This window comes from Wenyingzhuangia sp. IMCC45574, assembly GCF_054182685.1.
The window spans coordinates 3789036-3807620 of the sequence record NZ_CM135169.1 but is presented as its reverse complement, the minus strand read 5'-3'; the positions used below and the strand labels follow the sequence as shown (position 1 = coordinate 3807620).

11 protein-coding genes are annotated in these 18585 nt (G+C 32.2%); 2 read left to right on the top strand and 9 right to left on the bottom strand.

The window, feature by feature from the left end; translation table 11 throughout:
* The first annotated feature begins 3 nt into the window (after positions 1-3).
* A complete protein-coding gene (locus tag ACXHHC_RS16190; RefSeq protein WP_458227409.1) occupies positions 4-2274 on the top strand; it encodes a transglycosylase domain-containing protein in 2271 nt (756 codons plus the stop codon).
* Between the two features lie 47 nt (positions 2275-2321).
* Here ACXHHC_RS16190 and ACXHHC_RS16185 read toward each other — a convergent pair whose 3' ends face one another.
* From ACXHHC_RS16185 to ACXHHC_RS16160, 6 genes are all read right to left on the bottom strand, one after another.
* Positions 2322-3041 carry a hypothetical protein gene (locus ACXHHC_RS16185; protein WP_458227408.1) on the bottom strand — a complete coding sequence of 240 codons (720 nt, stop codon included), beginning with the start codon at positions 3039-3041 and terminating at the stop codon, positions 2322-2324.
* A 128-nt stretch (positions 3042-3169) separates the two neighbouring features.
* On the bottom strand, positions 3170-3532 hold the full coding sequence (locus ACXHHC_RS16180; protein ID WP_458227407.1) for a methylglyoxal synthase: 363 nt from the start codon (positions 3530-3532) through the stop codon (positions 3170-3172).
* A 140-nt stretch (positions 3533-3672) separates the two neighbouring features.
* Positions 3673-4674 (bottom strand): type I glyceraldehyde-3-phosphate dehydrogenase, encoded by a 1002-nt coding sequence (gene gap / locus ACXHHC_RS16175; RefSeq protein WP_458227406.1) that lies wholly within the window; start codon positions 4672-4674, stop codon positions 3673-3675.
* Positions 4675-4725: 51 nt separating this feature from the next.
* The gene (gene pfkA / locus ACXHHC_RS16170; RefSeq protein WP_458227405.1) at positions 4726-5712 is read right to left on the bottom strand and encodes a 6-phosphofructokinase; all 987 of its coding nucleotides are present in this window, start codon (positions 5710-5712) and stop codon (positions 4726-4728) included.
* A gap of 136 nt (positions 5713-5848) precedes the next feature.
* Positions 5849-6781, bottom strand: a complete 933-nt coding sequence (locus ACXHHC_RS16165; protein WP_458227404.1) for a sugar phosphate nucleotidyltransferase — start codon at positions 6779-6781, stop codon at positions 5849-5851.
* Positions 6782-6852: 71 nt separating this feature from the next.
* The gene (locus tag ACXHHC_RS16160; protein WP_458227403.1) at positions 6853-11199 is read right to left on the bottom strand and encodes a translocation/assembly module TamB domain-containing protein; all 4347 of its coding nucleotides are present in this window, start codon (positions 11197-11199) and stop codon (positions 6853-6855) included.
* A gap of 94 nt (positions 11200-11293) precedes the next feature.
* On the opposite strand from ACXHHC_RS16160, the gene tsaD reads away from it, so the two are divergent.
* Positions 11294-12316, top strand: coding sequence for a tRNA (adenosine(37)-N6)-threonylcarbamoyltransferase complex transferase subunit TsaD (gene tsaD, locus ACXHHC_RS16155; RefSeq protein ID WP_458227402.1), 1023 nt, complete (start codon positions 11294-11296; stop codon positions 12314-12316).
* Here tsaD and ACXHHC_RS16150 read toward each other — a convergent pair.
* The 3 genes from ACXHHC_RS16150 to porU form a co-directional block, all read right to left on the bottom strand.
* The gene (locus tag ACXHHC_RS16150) at positions 12313-13383 is read right to left on the bottom strand and encodes a 3-oxoacyl-ACP synthase III family protein (RefSeq protein WP_458227401.1); all 1071 of its coding nucleotides are present in this window, start codon (positions 13381-13383) and stop codon (positions 12313-12315) included. The two genes, tsaD and ACXHHC_RS16150, sit on opposite strands and share 4 nt — an antisense overlap.
* Positions 13384-13445: 62 nt before the next feature.
* Positions 13446-14528, bottom strand: a complete 1083-nt coding sequence (gene porV / locus ACXHHC_RS16145; protein ID WP_458227400.1) for a type IX secretion system outer membrane channel protein PorV — start codon at positions 14526-14528, stop codon at positions 13446-13448.
* A 29-nt stretch (positions 14529-14557) separates the two neighbouring features.
* Complete coding sequence (porU, locus tag ACXHHC_RS16140) at positions 14558-18484, bottom strand: type IX secretion system sortase PorU (protein ID WP_458227399.1); 3927 nt, start codon at positions 18482-18484, stop codon at positions 14558-14560.
* Between the last annotated feature and the right edge of the window lie 101 nt (positions 18485-18585).

The window sequence follows — 18585 nt, the reverse complement described above, 5'->3', positions numbered from 1 at the left end:
TCTATGGGGAAAAAGATTCTTGTATTTTTTATTCGATTGGGAATAGCAATTACAGCTTTACTGCTTTTCTTTATAGGAAGTGTTTACATAGGAATCTTTGGGCCAATACCCAACAACCAAGAATTGCAAAATATAAAGCAATCTCAAGCAAGCATTGTCTATAGTAGTGATAAAGAAATAATTGGTAAAATATACTATACCAACAGAACCAATGTTCCTTATAAAAAGCTGCCAAAAAATTTAATTAATGCTTTAATCGCTACAGAAGATGTTCGTTTTTATGAACATAAAGGAATCGATAAAATAGCCTTACTTAGAGTATTGATTAAAAGTATCATTCTAAGAAACAACTCTGCTGGTGGTGGAAGTACTCTATCTCAACAACTTGCTAAAAATTTATACCACAGAAAGAGTTATTCTTTTTTAACCATGCCTGTAAACAAAACCAAAGAAGCAATATTGGCGTACAGGCTTGAAAGTTTATATAGTAAGGAAGAAATTTTAGCTCTTTACTTTAATACAGTGCCTTTTGGAGAGAGAGTTTATGGAATTGAATCTGCATCTCAACGTTTTTTTTCTAAGCATACACAAGACTTAAACTTAGAACAAGCAGCCATATTAGTAGGTATTTTGAAAGCAAACTCTTACTACAACCCAAAAAGACATCCAGACCATGCATTTAGAAGAAGAAATGTAGTGTTGAAACAAATGATGAAAGCTGGCTTTATTTCTGATCTTACTTATAAAAAAATAGCCAATAAGCCCATCAATACCAATTACACCAATTTACAACTAGAAAACCCTAATGGTTACTATCTAAGTATCGTTCGTAAAAAAGCAGATGCTATTTTAGAAAACATCCAAAAACCTGATGGAACAAACTGGAATATTAAAACAGACGGTTTGATGATAGAAACCACGCTTGTTTCTGAATTACAAAATCAAGCATTAACTGCTAGAAAAGAGCATTTAAAGAGACTTCAAAAAAAAATGGATATCCACTGGAGTCAAATTAAAAATCGTACTACCGTTCAAAAAATTGTAAACAAAGAGTGGCAACAATCTAACACCTACAAAGCTCTTGTTAAGGCAAACAGAAAAAAGTCAGAAATTCAAGAACAATTTACACAAAGAAAAAAAACTTCAGTTTTTAATTGGAATAACAAAAGCTACAATTACGCTCCAAAAGACTCTATAGAGCACTATCTAAAAATGCTACACTGCGGTGTGTATGGTATTGATAGCAATACTGGAGCAGTAAAAATATATGTTGGAGGAAACAACTATGAACACCTTCCATACAACTTAATTAAGAGCGAAAGGCAAGCAGCATCTACCTTTAAACCTATTGTATATACTGCTGCTTTGGAGCAGGGGGAAAAACCTTGTGACTGGATTAACAACGAAGAAAAAATCTACACCAATTACGACAATTGGACTCCAAAAAACTACGACCACTCTAATGGAGGGTATTTTAGTATGAAAGGAGCTTTGGCAAAGAGCGCTAACATACCAACTGTGGTTACTTACTTTAAAGTAGGAAATGCCAACTTACAAAAAACGGCAACCACACTGGGACTAGAAAAAAATATTGAAAAAAATCCAACGGTTGCCTTGGGTACAAGCACTTATTCTTTAGAAAACCTTGTCAACAGTTATGTACCCTTTTCCAATAAAAAACACAAAGTTGTACCCTATTATATTAAAAGTATTAAAACCGCATCTGGTAAAACAATTTACCAACACAAACCAAACAGGTATAAAAAATTAGAGCTGAAATCTAACACACTAGAAACCATGCAATATTTGCTTAAAAATGTTGTTGAGAATGGTACAGCTAAAAGTTTAAAAGCTAAGTATGGAGCCAAGGGAGAATGGGCTGGAAAAACAGGAACCTCTCAAGATTATAGTGACTCTTGGTTTATTGGCTTTAATAAAAACCTTGTTATTGGAACATGGGTAGGATGTAAATACCCTAGTATTAATTTGCCACGCTCTATTGGAGGAGGATCGGTAGCAGCTTTACCAATTGTGGGGCATATAGTTTCCAAAAACTATACAAGTACTACCAACCAACAACTAAGCTCTAACTTTTCTTTTGGACTAGAAACAGTAAAAAATTGTGATTGTGAGTTTTTTAGAGAAGAAAACACCGTTGAAAAAATTCTAGATGTTTTTGACAAAAAAGAGAAAAAAGCAAAGAAAGAAGAGAAAGCTAAAAAGAAAAAAAGAAACTTCTTTAAATGGTTGTTTGGAAAAAAGAAAAAGGAGTAAAATAATAATTTTACTCCTTTCTTATACTATAATTCTTTTACTAAATATTAAGGTTTAATCAAATATTCTGGTATAATATTTTCCATTTTAATATAGGTAAATGTATAATCCTCCGATGCTATATTATCTAACAACCACTTTCCGTTATCGTATTCAAAGATCCAGATATGCTCTTCGTCTATATATCCTTTTCCTCCTTCCACTGCTTTTCCAGTAGCTTTATCTATTAAATAATCTTCTATAGATGCAGAAACTAAAATAGCCACTTTAGAACCTTCTAGCTTCTCTTCTTCAGAAATCTCCACATATAAAGGTTTAATGCTCTTAACTTTATCTAGGTTACAGATGTTTTTTAAGTTCTGCTTTTCCCACTTATCTAAAACCACCATCTGTTGATTTTTCCAATACCAATGATTTACATAATTTTGAACCTCAGCCATATCTCCATTACTCCAAGCCTCATAGGTCCGTGTGAAAATATTCTTAATATTCTTCTCCATATTTAACCAAGAAAAATCCTTGTTCTTAGTACCTAGCGCAATTAACGCCTTCTTCGTTTTTTTAACTTTTATGGTCTGGACTATATAGTGGTATATAATTACAGGAGCTATCAAAATTGTTAAAGCCAACATTAACAATTTACCCCACCAAGTTTTAAACAAAGCTTTAGTAATAGTACCTCCTGGACCTGCAAACGAGTCTTCTATAAAAATAAGACTCAAGAAAAATACTAAAAATAATGTTAAGTAGATTTGATTCTTTTTCATGGTTATTATTCTTGATTTACTATCTACTAAGCTACGATTTTTGTCAAAAAACTAGCTCTTTAGTAGAAGAACATCCCTAATAAAAGAAAAAAACCTCTTCATTAACTTAAGAAGAAGCTTTTTAAAATTTAAATTGAATGAATCAATAGAGTTGCTGTAGCAGGATTAGTAGCTAAAGGAACATTGTATACGTCACACAAACGCATCAACATAAAAATATCTGGTTCGTGCGGATGTTTTTCTAACGGATCTCTAAAGAAAATAACCATACCCGTTTTTCCTTCAGCAACTCTTGCAGCAATCTGCGCATCACCTCCTAAAGGCCCTGATAAATATTTATGTACTTGTAGATTGGCAGCCTCTACTTTGGTACCTGTAGTACCCGTAGAAATTAATTGAATTCCTTTGTCTCTAAGTAATTCTTTATGCTCCATTAAAAACTGAACCATATCAGCTTTTTTTCCATCGTGTGCTATAATTGCTATTTCCATTTTATCTAAAAATTAGTGTGTTAAATATAGAATATTTTATGGCAATAAATTATTCCAAAATTCACTTTTTGTAACTGGTATAAAACAAAAAACACCCCTACAAGAGGGGTGTTTTAATATGTAATAAAATATACTTTAAATTACTTTACAGTAGAAGTATACTCAATTAAGTCAATTACTTTGTTAGAGTATCCAGCTTCGTTATCGTACCAAGAAACAACTTTTACAAAGTTATCAGTTAAAGCGATACCAGCTTTAGCATCAAATACAGAAGTTCTAACATCTCCTACGAAATCTTGAGATACAACCATTTCTTCAGTGTATCCTAAAACTCCAGCTAAAGATCCTTCAGACTCAGCTTTCATTTTAGCACAAATTTCTTCGTAAGTAGCAGGCTTCTCTAATTTTACTGTTAAATCAACAACAGAAACGTCCATAGTAGGAACACGGAATGCCATACCAGTTAATTTTCCGTTTAATTCAGGAATTACTTTTCCTACAGCTTTAGCAGCTCCAGTAGAAGAAGGAATGATGTTGTGAATTGCAGCACGTCCACCTCTCCAGTCCTTAGCAGATGGTCCATCTACAGTTTTTTGTGTAGCTGTAGTAGCGTGTACAGTAGTCATTAATCCTTCTGTAATTCCCCAGTTATCGTTTAATACTTTAGCGATAGGAGATAAACAGTTAGTAGTACAAGAAGCGTTAGACATAAATTCCATATCTGCAGTGTACTCAGTGTGGTTAACACCCATTACAAACATTGGAGTATCATCTTTAGATGGAGCAGACATTACAACTCTCTTAGCTCCAGCTTCTATGTGTCCTTTTGCAGCTTCTTTAGTTAAGAAGAAACCAGTAGACTCAATTACGTACTCAGCTTCAATATCACCCCACTTTAAATCAGCTGGGTTACGCTCAGCAGTAACTCTAATTTCGTTTCCATCAACAACTAACTTTCCGTCAACAACTTCAATAGTTCCGTCGTACTCACCGTGTACTGAGTCATATTTTAACATGTAAGCTAAATAGTCAACGTCTAATAAATCGTTGATACCTACAACTTGTACATTCTCTCTTTTAGCAGCAGCTCTAAAAGCCAATCTACCAATTCTACCAAATCCGTTAATTCCGATTTTTACCATGATAATTAATTATTATATAATATTTATTTTTTATTTGTTCAATTCTATAAATTAAGTACTTAAGATATCAGCCACTCTTAATAAGTTACTATTGATATCGTGATGTAACTTAACTGCTTTTTCTAAATCTGTCTCTGTAATAACATTGTTATTAATTCCTACCATTAGGTTAGACTTACCTTCTAACAATAAATCTACAGCTTTTACTCCTAAACGACCTGCTAACACTCTGTCAAAACAAGAAGGAGTACCTCCTCTTTGCATATGTCCTAACACAGATACACGCACATCGTATTCTGGCATATTCTCTTCAACATAATCTGCTAATTCAAATACACTCTTACCTGTTTTATCTCCTTCTGCAACTACAACAATACTCGAAGTTTTTCCTGCAGCTTTAGATTTGTTTAAAGATTCAACCATTCTTTCAATTCCTAAGTTTTCTTCAGGAATTAAGATCTCTTCAGCTCCAGCACCAATACCCGCATTTAAAGCAATAAATCCTGCATCTCTACCCATTACTTCTACAAAGAATAAACGGTTATGTGATGATGCTGTATCTCTAATTTTATCAATTGCTTCTACCACAGTATTTAAAGCAGTATCGTATCCTAAAGTATATTGTGTTCCATAGATATCATTATCAATAGTTCCTGGAATTCCAATTACAGGAATATTATATTCCTTGTTAAAGATCATAGCTCCGGTAAAAGAACCATCTCCTCCAATTACTACTAATGCATCTAAATCATTTCCTTTAAAATTTTCATATGCTTTGGCTCTTCCCTCTGGAGTTCTAAAATCTGTTGATCTTGCCGACTGTAAAAAAGTTCCTCCTCTACTAATCGTATTTCTTACACTTCTTGAATCTAAAGGAATTAAGTCATTCTCTATCAAACCTTGGTAACCTCTTAAGATCCCCATACATTCGATATTGTTATATATTGAAGCTCTAACAACAGCTCTTACTGCTGCGTTCATTCCCGGAGAATCTCCTCCAGAAGTCATTACAGCTAACTTGGTTATTTTTGCACTCATACTCATAATTTAATGTGGAATAAAATTAGTAATTAATAAAGGTTGATAAACATAACTGAGTTTTAAAATACGAAAACGATATAGACTGATTTCGTATTTTAAAACTCAGTAAATTCCTATACAACGAGCGCTTATTTTAAAATGTTGAACCCTCTGTTTCTAAAGCCCATAAGTCTTTTGGATATACTTTATTTTCTTTTAACCTACCAATTGCATTCGTTACTACAGGTTTGTCTTCTGCATAAGTAACTCCGTACCATTTTGCATCGGATTTTAAAACTTTAACAGCTCCTTTGCCTTCTTGAATAATATTATTCACAACAGTTGGCATAAAGAACTCGCTCTTTAACTCTTCCGATCTTTCTTTCATAAAACCTACAAAATCACTTTCTAACTGTTCTAAAAACTTAGGCGTAAATCCCCAAAAGTTCATAGAAACAGTCGTATCTTCTTCCATCGCTAATAATTCACCAGCATCGTCTTTTCTATAAATAGTTCCGTCAATTCTTTCTATATGTGTTCTTTCTATAATATCGGTCAACTCGTTACTTTCGTTTACAAAACATTGCCCTCTAGAAACATACCCATTTTCAGAAATTGTTTTCCCTAAATTAAATCCAACCATACACATATTGTATGAATTCTTATCTAATTTTGCTAGTTCACCAATAATTGCTTGAAAAGCTTCTCTACTGTAAAAATCATCTCCGTTTATTACAATAAAGTTTTCGTCTATTACTTCTTTTGCAACCAATACAGCATGTCCTGTTCCCCATGGTTTTTTTCTTTCTGGATCTACTGGAAATCCTGAAGGAACTTTATCTAATTCCTGACAAACATAAGCCACCTCTATCTTTCCTTCTAGCTTGTGATCGAACTGTGCTTTAAATTGATCTATAAATTCGTTTCTTACTACAAATACTACTTTTTTAAAACCTGCTTCTATTGCATCATACAAAGAGAAATCAATAATTGTATCTCCTTCTTTAGACATGGTATCCATTTGTTTTAATCCTCCATATCTACTCCCCATTCCTGCAGCTAATACTACCAAAGTAAATTTTTCCATAAATCAGTTTATTTTTAATTTCTGGTTAAAAGTAGTCTATTTATAGGAAAATGGAAAAAACCAATATTAAATTATCTTGAATTTCGTTCGTTTGTAGTCGCAGCTTTCTTTTCTTTTGTTTTTTTCTTTTTCTTCTCATCAATCAATCCAATTTTTTTTAACATTTCTCTTAGGTTGTTAAAATCTATTTGATAATTTAATCCTATCCCCTGCGTATAACCTTGATCGTCTTGTGAATATTGAATCTCATTTTGTCTATTAAACACAGAAGACCTTAGTGTACCGTCTTTATTTATTAAAAACTCAACTTTTACTTCCCCAATTACGGCAGATTGTGTTTTGGCTCCAACAGGCACTCCTAATTTTCCATTAATTAATATTCTATCATTAATCTCTGTAGCAACACCTATATCTAGCTGATTGTCTACTTCTAAATTATCTATATCGGTTGATTGTCCGGCTGTGTACCCTATATTGACCTGTAACTTACTATCGTCATTGTTAAAAATCTGAGTAATAGCATTCGATATAATATCCGAGGTTGTACTTGAAAGAACTGAAGATGTATTTCCTACTGAATTCTCATCGTAAAAAGATTTTGTCACCAAAAGAGAAAAAAACTGTCGCATTTTGGAGTTTTCATCGCTGTTCATTATAAAATCTAACTCTGATTTAACAGTAGAACTTGCATTAGGAATTTCTACAAAAAACTCCTGAGAAGAATCGAACAACTCTCCCGTAACTTTGGTTATTAAATCTACATCTATCTTTCTGTTAACAGACAAATTCTCTAACAAAACTTTAGGATTTGCTTTTACGCTATGTACAGCTACTATGTCTAACTCTGCTTTATAAGGATCTCCATCCCAAGAAACCGTTCCTCCTTGGTTTACAACAAACGGCTTGTTAACAATTCCACCATATTTATAGATGTACATACCTTCATCCACCTCCAAATCTCCATACATAGAAATATTATAGAACTTATCAATACTTATATTTAGTCTACCATCTGCCCTTGCTTGTAAAGAACTCCCTGTAGTTTGATCTATTACTACTTCTGCAAACGCATCTTTTGTAACTTCTAAATCTAAATTTACACTCACCCCACTTTCTGTTACAACCTCAGCTTCATCAAACTCCTCTCCTTCTTGATCGTCGTAGATTTCTTTATAGAATATAAACTTATTGTTTTCGGTCTCTTTAACATCGCTAATTGGCAAAACAAAAGTTGTTTGCGGTAATGTAGTTCCAGTTACATTTATTGCCAAATTAGAAGTAGGACCTATAATAGTGGCATTTCCTTTGATAAAAGCTGTACCATAATACTTAGATGTTTCTTCTTGTTTTGTATTTAGAGCAACTAAATTTTCTGCGTTTACATTTAGGTTTAACTTCCAATTATTATACTTGTCGTAATTAATTTCTCCTGTTAATGTTCCTTTTGTTTTAAAGATCTTATCTTCTAAATCTACATTACCAAATAGAAACTTCTTCCCCTTTAACACAACTTTAGTGTTACCTACAAAATTGTAGTCTGTATTTAAATAGGGAAATTTTAAACCTGCGTTTTTTAAATTAATTTCACCATTGGTATTAAAATCATCTAATCTTCCTGTAACTAAAAACTCTCCAGCTGCTTTACCTCTAATGCTGGAAAGAACATTTCTTCCCAATGGACCTAGAGACTTTAGCTGTAAATCTTTTAACAATACATTTAACTTAATGGTTGAAGCTAGAAAATTTTCTTTGTTCAAAAGAAACGAACCCTTGGCATTTATATTCTGAATATCATCTTTTACAATTCTAAAATTCACATTATAGCCTAATTTCTTTTTATTAGGCTTTAAGCTTGTAGCTAGATTACCATAACCGATACCATTAATTTTTAAATTCTTAACGAACAAATCTCCATTAGGTCTTAACAAATTGTTTTTTTCATTAAAGAATACCTTACCGCTGGCCTGTCCTCCTATTTTTAGACTATCTACACCTGGTAATACCTCCTCTAAATGAACGTTTTTTAGCGTTAACCTAAGATTTTTCGATTTATCCTTTTTAATACTTCCGTCAAAATCGAATTCTTGGTCTCTATTGGCAAAAGAAAGCCCATAAAAATACCATTCCTTATTCTTGTAATTGTAATATACTTTGTTCTTACTTTTTGCTTTATTCGTCCATATAGAATTTAAGTATTTAAGGTAAACATTTTCTATTCCTAAATAGACGGCATTCTTTTCTGCGGTTAGATAGAATATAGCTCTATTCTCTATTTTATCTGAATTAAAATTTGACCTTACAAAAAGGGTGTCATTTACTTTTTTACCAAGTAACGATAGGTTTTCGTACTGTTGTTTTTTAAACCTAAACTTATCTATAGAAATATTAGAATTTAGCCATTGGTTAGAGTTATCTAGCACCACTTTAAGACTATCAACTTGCATATCTTTAGACGAGAACGCAGGTAAAACGGCTTTAATAATTCCTTTATCACCGTTACTGTCTAACACACCAGATACACTTAAGTAATCTTTTAGCTCTATCTTATTGGTAAAAGATTTGGCAAGTTTAGGCGATACTTTTAAATCGAAATTTAGCGTTTGTTGTTTTACTTCTGTTCTAGATTTGGAACTAGGAATAAATTTATAGAGTGCATTTACTACTAATTTTTCTAAATCTTCAAATTCAAAGTCTCCATTTACTTCTAGACTTAGCAAGTCCTTTGAGTTTAACTTAATCTTCTTTTCTTTTTCTTTAGCGAATAAAAATAAATCTACATCATTTAATTTTAAAGATTCAGATTCTGTATCTATTCTTAATTTCTTTAATGCCCCAATAGAAACAAGACTATCATTCGTTTTTTGTAGAGACAACTTACCATCGGCAATAATATTTTTTTGAAATGAGACATACTCTGGAAAAAGCTTTGATATTCTAGCTTTCTTTATTTTAAAATCTAAATCAAACTCCTTGTTATTCCTTTTCTTTTTATAATTAATATCAGCCACCAAAGACAATAACGAATCGTTTACTTTTAAACGAGACAACAGCTCATTATCTTTAAAGTTTAATTCTAGAACTGAATTTTTTATTTTGTTTTTCTTGTAGTTAATTTCTTTAAAATCAAACTTTGTAGTTAAATCTAGTTTTTTATCCTCAATAGTCCCTTTTACTTTTCCTTTAAAGGCTATTTTTTTCAACTCTTTAACAACGGGGTTATCAGGTATAAAACCTTTTAAGATTTCAAATTCTAGTTCCTTTTTAGGAGTATTAATTTCTTTTATAAAACCATTTACATTAATGCTTCCTAAGTTTGTGATTGCTTCTCCTGCTAGCACTAATTTTTCTCTAGACACAAAAAGATCTCCTATATAATTCACCTGACTTAAACCATAAAAATTATTAGGCAGTGCATTGTAATATAAAGTAGGCACAAAACTTTTCAATTTATTTGTATGAGTCTCTATACTTGCGTTTTTAGCTTGAAACCAAAACTCTTCTCTTTTATGAATGCTATTTTTCACGATAAAATCTCCTACAAAATATGCGGAATGATCCTTCGCTATTATTTCTGTTTTATTAAGTTTTAAATGATTTAAAGTTCCAGATACATTGGATGTTAAATTAAGCACCTGTTTCCCCTCTATGTAAGGATATATTTTTTTAACATCCTCTAAACTAACCTTACTTTGATATACTTTTCCAGAAAGATTTACATTATCTACAAAATGTGCGTAACTTTTATTGTTTGCTTTAAAAACAACATCGCAAAAAATTTCCGATTTAGGAGTAATCAAATGCGTGTTATTAAAACACATTTTAGAGAATGTATAAGTAAAATCTGTAGATAGCTTTTTGTACTCTATACCATATATATCTTTAAGACTTAAAGAATCTGTTGCTACACTAACATCTGCTCCTTTAATAGATAACCTATGCACAACTCCAGAAATATGATTAAAATCGACAACTGGCTTTTCTTTTCGAATATTGAAATACCTTAAATTGGTTAGTTTTAAATTATCGAACTCTAATTGAAATGGTTTCTTTTTTTTCTTTTTAGTAGATTTAAAACTATTAGCAAAAAACGTTAAGTTACTTTTATCTTCCCCTTTATACAAACAATCTCTTAACCAACCATTTGTTACTTTTACATTTCTAAAAGACAGCTTGTTGTTTTGAATCCCTTTTAAGTGATCTAAGCTACCTTTTATATCGTTCACGTAAATAAGAGTATCCTTACAATGGTCTCTAATTAAAACATCTTTTATATAAAAATTTCCTATTGGACTTATTTTAAAAGCTTTTAACTCTATAGAAACATTGTTTTTTTGATTTAAAGAGTTTAAAATACGCTCTGCTATAAACAATTGTGTTTTACCAAATTGCAACGCAAAAAGCAGCAATAACAACAACATAACAGTTGCTATTAAAAATCTAACTAGTATTTTTCTTATTGTTTTTATAAAGCCTAAATTTGTGCGCACTAAATTAGTGAAAACTACCGTAACTATGCCCGAAAAGACCTATATCTTAGCTATTGAATCTTCTTGTGATGACACAAGTGCTGCTGTAATATGTAACGAAGAAATACTTTCTAATATTGTAGCCAATCAAGAAATACATGCTAAATACGGAGGTGTTGTTCCCGAACTTGCTTCTAGAGCCCACCAACAAAACATTGTGCCTGTAGTAGACATTGCTTTAAAAAAAGCAAATATCACAAAGGAGCAATTAAGTGCTATTGCTTTTACTCAAGGTCCAGGGCTAATGGGTTCTTTATTGGTTGGAGCTTCTTTTGCGAAATCTATGGCTTTAGGTTTAAACATTCCTTTATTAGCCATAAACCACATGCAGGCTCATATTTTAGCTCATTTTATTGACGATGCCAACGAACAAAAACCAACATTCCCTTTTCTGTGTTTAACCATTAGCGGTGGTCACACTCAAATTGTTAAAATAAACGATTATTTAAACATGGAAGTATTGGGAGAAACCATAGACGATGCTGTTGGTGAAGCTTATGATAAAACTGCTAAAATTTTAGGGCTACCTTACCCTGGAGGACCACTTATTGATAAATATGCCAAAGAAGGAACTCCTACATTTAAGTTTTCTAAACCAAGAGTAAAAGATCATCATTTTAGTTTTAGCGGCTTAAAAACCGGAATACTATATTTTATTCAAAAAGAAGTTAAGAACAATCCACACTTTATTGAAGAAAACTTAGCGGACATCTGTGCGAGTGTTCAGAATACAATTGCTGAAATTTTAATGGATAAAATTAAGAAAGCCGTTAGCGAAACAGGAATAAAGCAAGTAGCGATTGCTGGTGGGGTTTCTGCAAACTCTGAAATACGTAAACGTTTAACCGATGCTCAAAAACACTTTGGCTGGAAAAGTTATATTCCTAAGTTTGAATATACAACTGATAATGCTGCAATGATTGCCATTACAGCGTATCATAAATATAGATTAGGCCTAACCGACGACCCGTCGATTACGGCCAATCCTAGATTAAAAGTAGATGCTTAAAGTTTATAAGTAACAGCGTTTATATTCATCCCTGCTCCTACAGACGCAAATATGACTATATCATCTTTGGCAACCGAATGATGTTCTAACTGATTTTTTAATACCATATCATACAAGATGGGAACTGTTGCTACAGAATTGTTCCCTAGCTTTTGAATAGACATAGGCATTACATTTTCTTTTACTGGCTTTCTAAACAAGCGATACAACCTTTTTACGATTGCCTCATCCATTTTCTCATTGGCTTGGTGTAGAAAAACCTTAGATACATCATCAATTTCCAAGCCTCTTTTATCCATTGCTATTTTAATAGCAGCCGGAACTTTGGTCAATGCAAATTCATAAATTTTACGCCCTAGCATTTTAATGTAATTTACATCTTGATCATTTTCTTTCTTGTAAGATGGACCCGAATATAAATACTCTGCTTCCTCTAATGCATATGTTTGGGCAGCTGTGCTTAAAATCCCTCTTTCTTTCTCCTCTTCAACTAATTCTAAAATAGTAGCACCTGCACCATCTGCAAAAATCATACTATCTCTATCATGTTTATCTACTACTCTAGACAAAGTCTCTGCTCCAATAACCAAGGCTTTTTTTGCATCTCCCGCTTTTATAGCTTGATTTGCTTGTATAATACCTTGTACCCAACCCGGACACCCGAATAAAATATCGTAAGCAATACAACCTGGCTTTTCTATATTAAGAATGTTTTTAACTCTGGTAGCTAAGCTTGGAAGTAAATCTCCTTGTATGCTTCCATGTTTTACATCTCCAAAGTTATGTGCAACAATAATTAGATCTAACTCTTCTTTATCAATACCAGCACTTTTAATTGCTTTTTCAGCGGCAATTGCTGCTAAATCTGATGTATTGATGGTTTTATCTGCGTACCTTCTCTCTTCTATACCCGTTATCGCCTGAAACTTTTCAATGATTTCAATATTTTCTTTTTCAAACAAAGTTCCATCTTCATTATAAAATACGTGTTCCCCAAAGTCCTTGTTATTAACGATTACATTTGGAATAGCACTCCCAGTTCCCGTTATTAAAATATTTTTGTACATAGATATTAAATATAAAAAAAGCGGTGTTAAAACACCGCTTCAAATGTAGTTATATTTTACTATTAAAACTCAAAAGTATCACCAAAATCCCAAGCTAGAGAGAATCTTAATGTTCTATCTAGAGGATTATTCACTACTGAGTTACTTAACAGGTATGATAAGTCAACTGTAAAAGAACTTGCTTTAAATCCGGCTCCAAATGTTATAAAGTTTCTATTTCCTCTATCCTGGTGTTCTTTAAAGTAACCTGCTCTAAAAGCAAAAGATTCATTGTATAAATATTCAGCTCCCAATCCTATCGTAACTTCTTGTAATTCATTATCCGAATCTCCAAAAGACTTTAATGCTCCAGAAATAAAGTTCTCATCTTCTCCATTAACAGACGGCACCAATAACTTTGTAAACTCTAAAGTTACCCCTACCTGATTGTAATCATCAAAAATAAAATCGAAACCTCCTCCTAATTTTAAATTCGTTGGCAAGAACTCTTCTCTGTTAAAAGTTTCAACTTTGGGTCCTAAGTTTGTAATTGCAAAACCTCCACGTATAATACCATTAAATTCGTCAAATGCCATTTCATCAGATTGATAATATCCCGAAATGTCTACTCCAAATCCATTTGTTGGCTCAATATCTGTTAAGGTTGTACCTGTAATACTTAAATCAGACCTAGTGTATCTTAAAGCTACAGACATAGAATAATTATCGCTTAACTTTAATGCATATGCAGCATCAATTGCAAACTCAAATGGCTGTGCTTCGGTTGCTGTAGTAGCACCTTCCTGAGTCACTTCTATGGTTCCATAGTCAAAGTATCTAATTCCACCTCCAAATGCACTTCTCTCGTCTATTCTTTGTTGGTAAGTAACATTTGCGATATATATATCATCTGTTAATTGTCTAAGCCATGGCGTGTAGTTAATTGCCAAACTACCTTCGCTCTTATGAAACACCATTTTAGCACCATTGTGAAATATTGAGTTTCCATCGGCCGTAGTAGCCACACCAACATCTCCCATTGCCGCAGACCTTGCATCCGTTACAATATTTAAAAAAGGAGCTACGGTTGTTATTGCGTTGTCTTGAGCTTGTAATTGCGAGCAAATAGTCGCAACCCCAAGAAGCAGTTTTATTCGTAAATTCATATTTTTTAGTTTCGTCAGTTTATAAGTTCTTACAATAATACTAATTTTTCAATCTTTTCATCGGATTGCCCTGAAATAATTTCTTTAACAACCACTTTATACAGATAAACGCCCTTACCTAATTTATTTCCGTAATCATCTCTACCATCCCAAGTTACGGCCTTTATAATCTGACTCGTATTTAAACTTGCTCCTCTTAAAGTTCTTACCAACTTACCAGACAAAGTATATACTTGTACTTTAATCTCTAAGGGTTCATTTTTTCTATTGTTCTCAAACCAGAACTCAGTATGATTGATAAAAGGGTTTGGATAATTTAAAACTTTATCTATTTTAAACTTTAAATCTGCCTGTACAAAGAAGTTTAACGTTTGAATGGATGAATTGTTGTGTGAATCCCAAACTTTTAATGTAATTGTATGATCTCCTTCTGGAAGTGCAGGCATTTCGTAGGTGATGATCCCCTTGGTAAAATCATCTTTTTCAGTCTGATAGTATTCATTTAATGTAATTGGATTGGTTAAATCACCATCAATTACCAACGAGATTGTGTGTCCAAAAGAGTTTAGCGAGGTATTAATACCACTCTCATCTTCTACTTTTGCGATTAGTGTAGGTGTAATACCTGTTCCACCTCCGTCAACAAAAGATTCATTATCCATAAATAGATTTATAACAGGTGGTGTGTTATCCTCTTTTGCATCAGCATCTAAACCTCCAACTTTATAATCAAAATTACTTCCCGCTTTTTCTCTATTTTTTGAAGATGCATAAAAACTAAATTTTGCGTTACCAGAAATAGGATTTACATCTTTAGGCAAAATAAAATCAAAAGTAAACAGTCCGTTGTCTACGGTAGCATCTCCAACAAAAACTTTATTTTCTAAAGATTTAAATTTCACTTTATCACTTTCTCTTACCGTTCCTCCACTTGCAACAACTTCATTTAACAAAGTGGTTCTTTCAATTTCTTTATCAAACAAAGTCACCGATAAGTTTCCATTAAAATCACTTAAAACGGGCCTTACATATTTACCATCAATCAAGACACTATCTTTTTCTACTATTTTACCAGTTACCCTAATCTTAGACAATCCATTTAACTCGGTAACTCGGGTTAGTATGTCTTCTTCGGTTTCTTCATTTTTGGTTATTTTAAATACATTTTCTATCTCTATACCATCTTCTGGCACAGGTAATTTCATTAATGGATCCCCAAAAAAGTAAACAAACAACTCTCCCTCTGTTGAAATATCGTTTTTCACATCTTTTAGAGCCTCGGCTACTGTTCTTTGATTTCCATCAAACTCATACATAAAATCGGCCAACTTATTATTAATTGTTCTACCCGATAAAATAAACACCCTTCTAGTAGTTGTTATCATAGAAACAGCTCCTCCAAACTTACTTTCTATCAATTCTTCACCTGCAGATAAAAACGAAGGATCATCAAACCTAGAAAAATCACAAGTTACTGTTATAAAAATTGGAAGATTATTTAAATTCCTATAACTTCTAATTGTTTGAAGATCTAAAAAATTTTCTTCTCCTAAAGAAGATGTACCACCATGTCCAAAATAATTTATAACACCAGAACCATTATTAAATGCTTCTTCAAATCTTTTAACCAAATCAGGATAAGCTCCACCTCCAGAAGTAATATCCTCTTTAAAAGCATCAGTGTATAATTTTGAAAGGTTAACATTTTTATTATTTACCTCTATTTTTAATGCAGACTCCTCTAAATATCTTATCAAAGATTGATGCTCTCCATATTGACCATCATCTCCAAAAAATGTAATTCTCGTTTTCCATTTCCCAAAAGAATTTGAAGAATAATAGTTTAACAATTTATCTACATATTGCTTAGCAACAGTAGGAGTTCTAACAGGAATTCTACCTGTTGTAATTTCCATTCTTCCAGACAGAGACAGTTCTTGATTGTCTACTACATCGTCGGTCTCATCTAAAAAAGCATAATAGTCATCTGAGTTGTAAGATGTAATTAAATTATTACTCTTATTAGAGAGGTATACAGGTACAATATTTCCATCTCTGTAGGTAATCCCCTTATAATCAAAAGAAGCATCTCCAAATAAACAAAGATATTTTAACCTCTTAGCATCTGTACTTCCAGTATCGTACAAAAATTTAGCAAAATCTCTAATTGCCGTTATGTCTGGGCTTCCAGATCCAAACTCTAGATATATTTTAGCCAAATCGACCACCTTTACATTGATAGGTTCTCCGTCTATTTTAGTATTCTCTCTATGATAATTTGCCAAACGTTCTGCCTGAGAAATAAAACTTGCTTGCGTTACAATTAAATACTGAACATCTTTAAGAGCATGTAAATTCTGATTTTCTACAACAGTCTCTGCCCCTAAATTTATTGGTTCTAAAGCATCTGATTCTTTAACCAAATGATATTTTTGAAGTACACCATCTGTTATTTCCTTAAAACTAAAATCAGAATCACTTAGATTTATGTCATTTAAACTCTTTGGATTTTTAAAATCTGTTACATCCCAAACAAAATCAATATTACTCTTGTTCTGAATTTTGTACTCTAAAACTTCTCCTGTAGTATTAGAATCAAAATTTACAAATCCAAATTGACGTGTATCTGCAATTAAAAAACAATCGGCAACCACTCTAATATAATCTAGATAACCTTTTGCTGATAAATCACCACTATTATCCCAATTTAAATGAAATCTTAAATCATTATTTCTTTCAGTGTTAAAGGATTTGATTCCATTTCTTTCTCTGAATACAAAATCTGAGCTTATTTTAGATATTTGATTTTTGAACAACTCAACATTCGTTCCATCAACACCGTCCTGATTATCATACACTAGACTATAGTTGGTAACACCTGTAGAACTCGCGCTAAAATTAACATTTGAAATAACAGGAGTAGAAATATCTATATTTTTAAAATCAAAGTCAAAAGTCCTTACACTTTCAACAGAAAAATCTTCACCATACCACTTACGTCCTGTTCTTATATAATTGGTCAGCTCTTTCTCGTGTAATTTATAATCTGTGTAAGTCGTTACTGCTTTAGTAGTCGCTAAATTAACCGGCTCCATATTTTCAACCCTCTTCCCATTTTCACCAGAATCTACATTGATAAAATAATAACTATAGTTTGAGTATATATTTTGTCTATGAGTAATATTTTCTCTACTATTTAACTGCCATGTTAAAGGCCCTTGTGCATAAAATAAAATATAATCATTATTTGTAAAACGACCGTCATTACTACCGCTAACATAAATGGCATTTTCTTCCAAATCTTGTGATCTTTCAATACTTAGCAATTCAGGTAACATATTCCCCCCATTACCAAAAATTCTAATTTTTTGAGGATCCAAATTACTTGTATTAATTCCAAGAGATGCTAAAAAAGAGACATTCAATTTATAAACCCCGGTTTTATCCACAGCGAATTTATACCACTTCCCTGAGCTTAAAACAGAATTCGTTACTACATCATCAGAACCAGAGGTTACAAAGGCTTTCTTTTGTTTTGTTACTTTATAACTAAGGTCAAATGAAGTAACTTTTACTATTTCTCCAGATTCCTTTTTATAAAGTGGGCTTAGCTCAAAACTGTAAAACTCTTTTTTACTTTCCTTTACCGCTCTTAAATTATATGTTAGTCCGTTAGGCAACTTATTTACCTCTACACTTCCCAATGTACTAGATGACATTGTTTCTTCCTTCACATTAGATATCGTATAATCAGAAATACTTCCCGTCTCTTCTTTTACCCACTGTTTAAAAAATAATGGAATAAAATTTTCTCTTAAATAGATGTCATTTCCGTTAAAAACTTTCTCCTGAATTGATTTCTGAGAAACTAAGGACATGTCTATTATGAATGTTTTTTTCTGACAAAAAACACTTATGGTTGTAAAGAAGAATGCAAAAAAGCTAATAAACCTCATTGTGGCTGTATTTTTGCACGAATATAATAATTTAGCTTTGGTCTTTAAATATGATTGTATAATTAAGTATTAAATAATATCTTGCACACAGTTAACAAAAC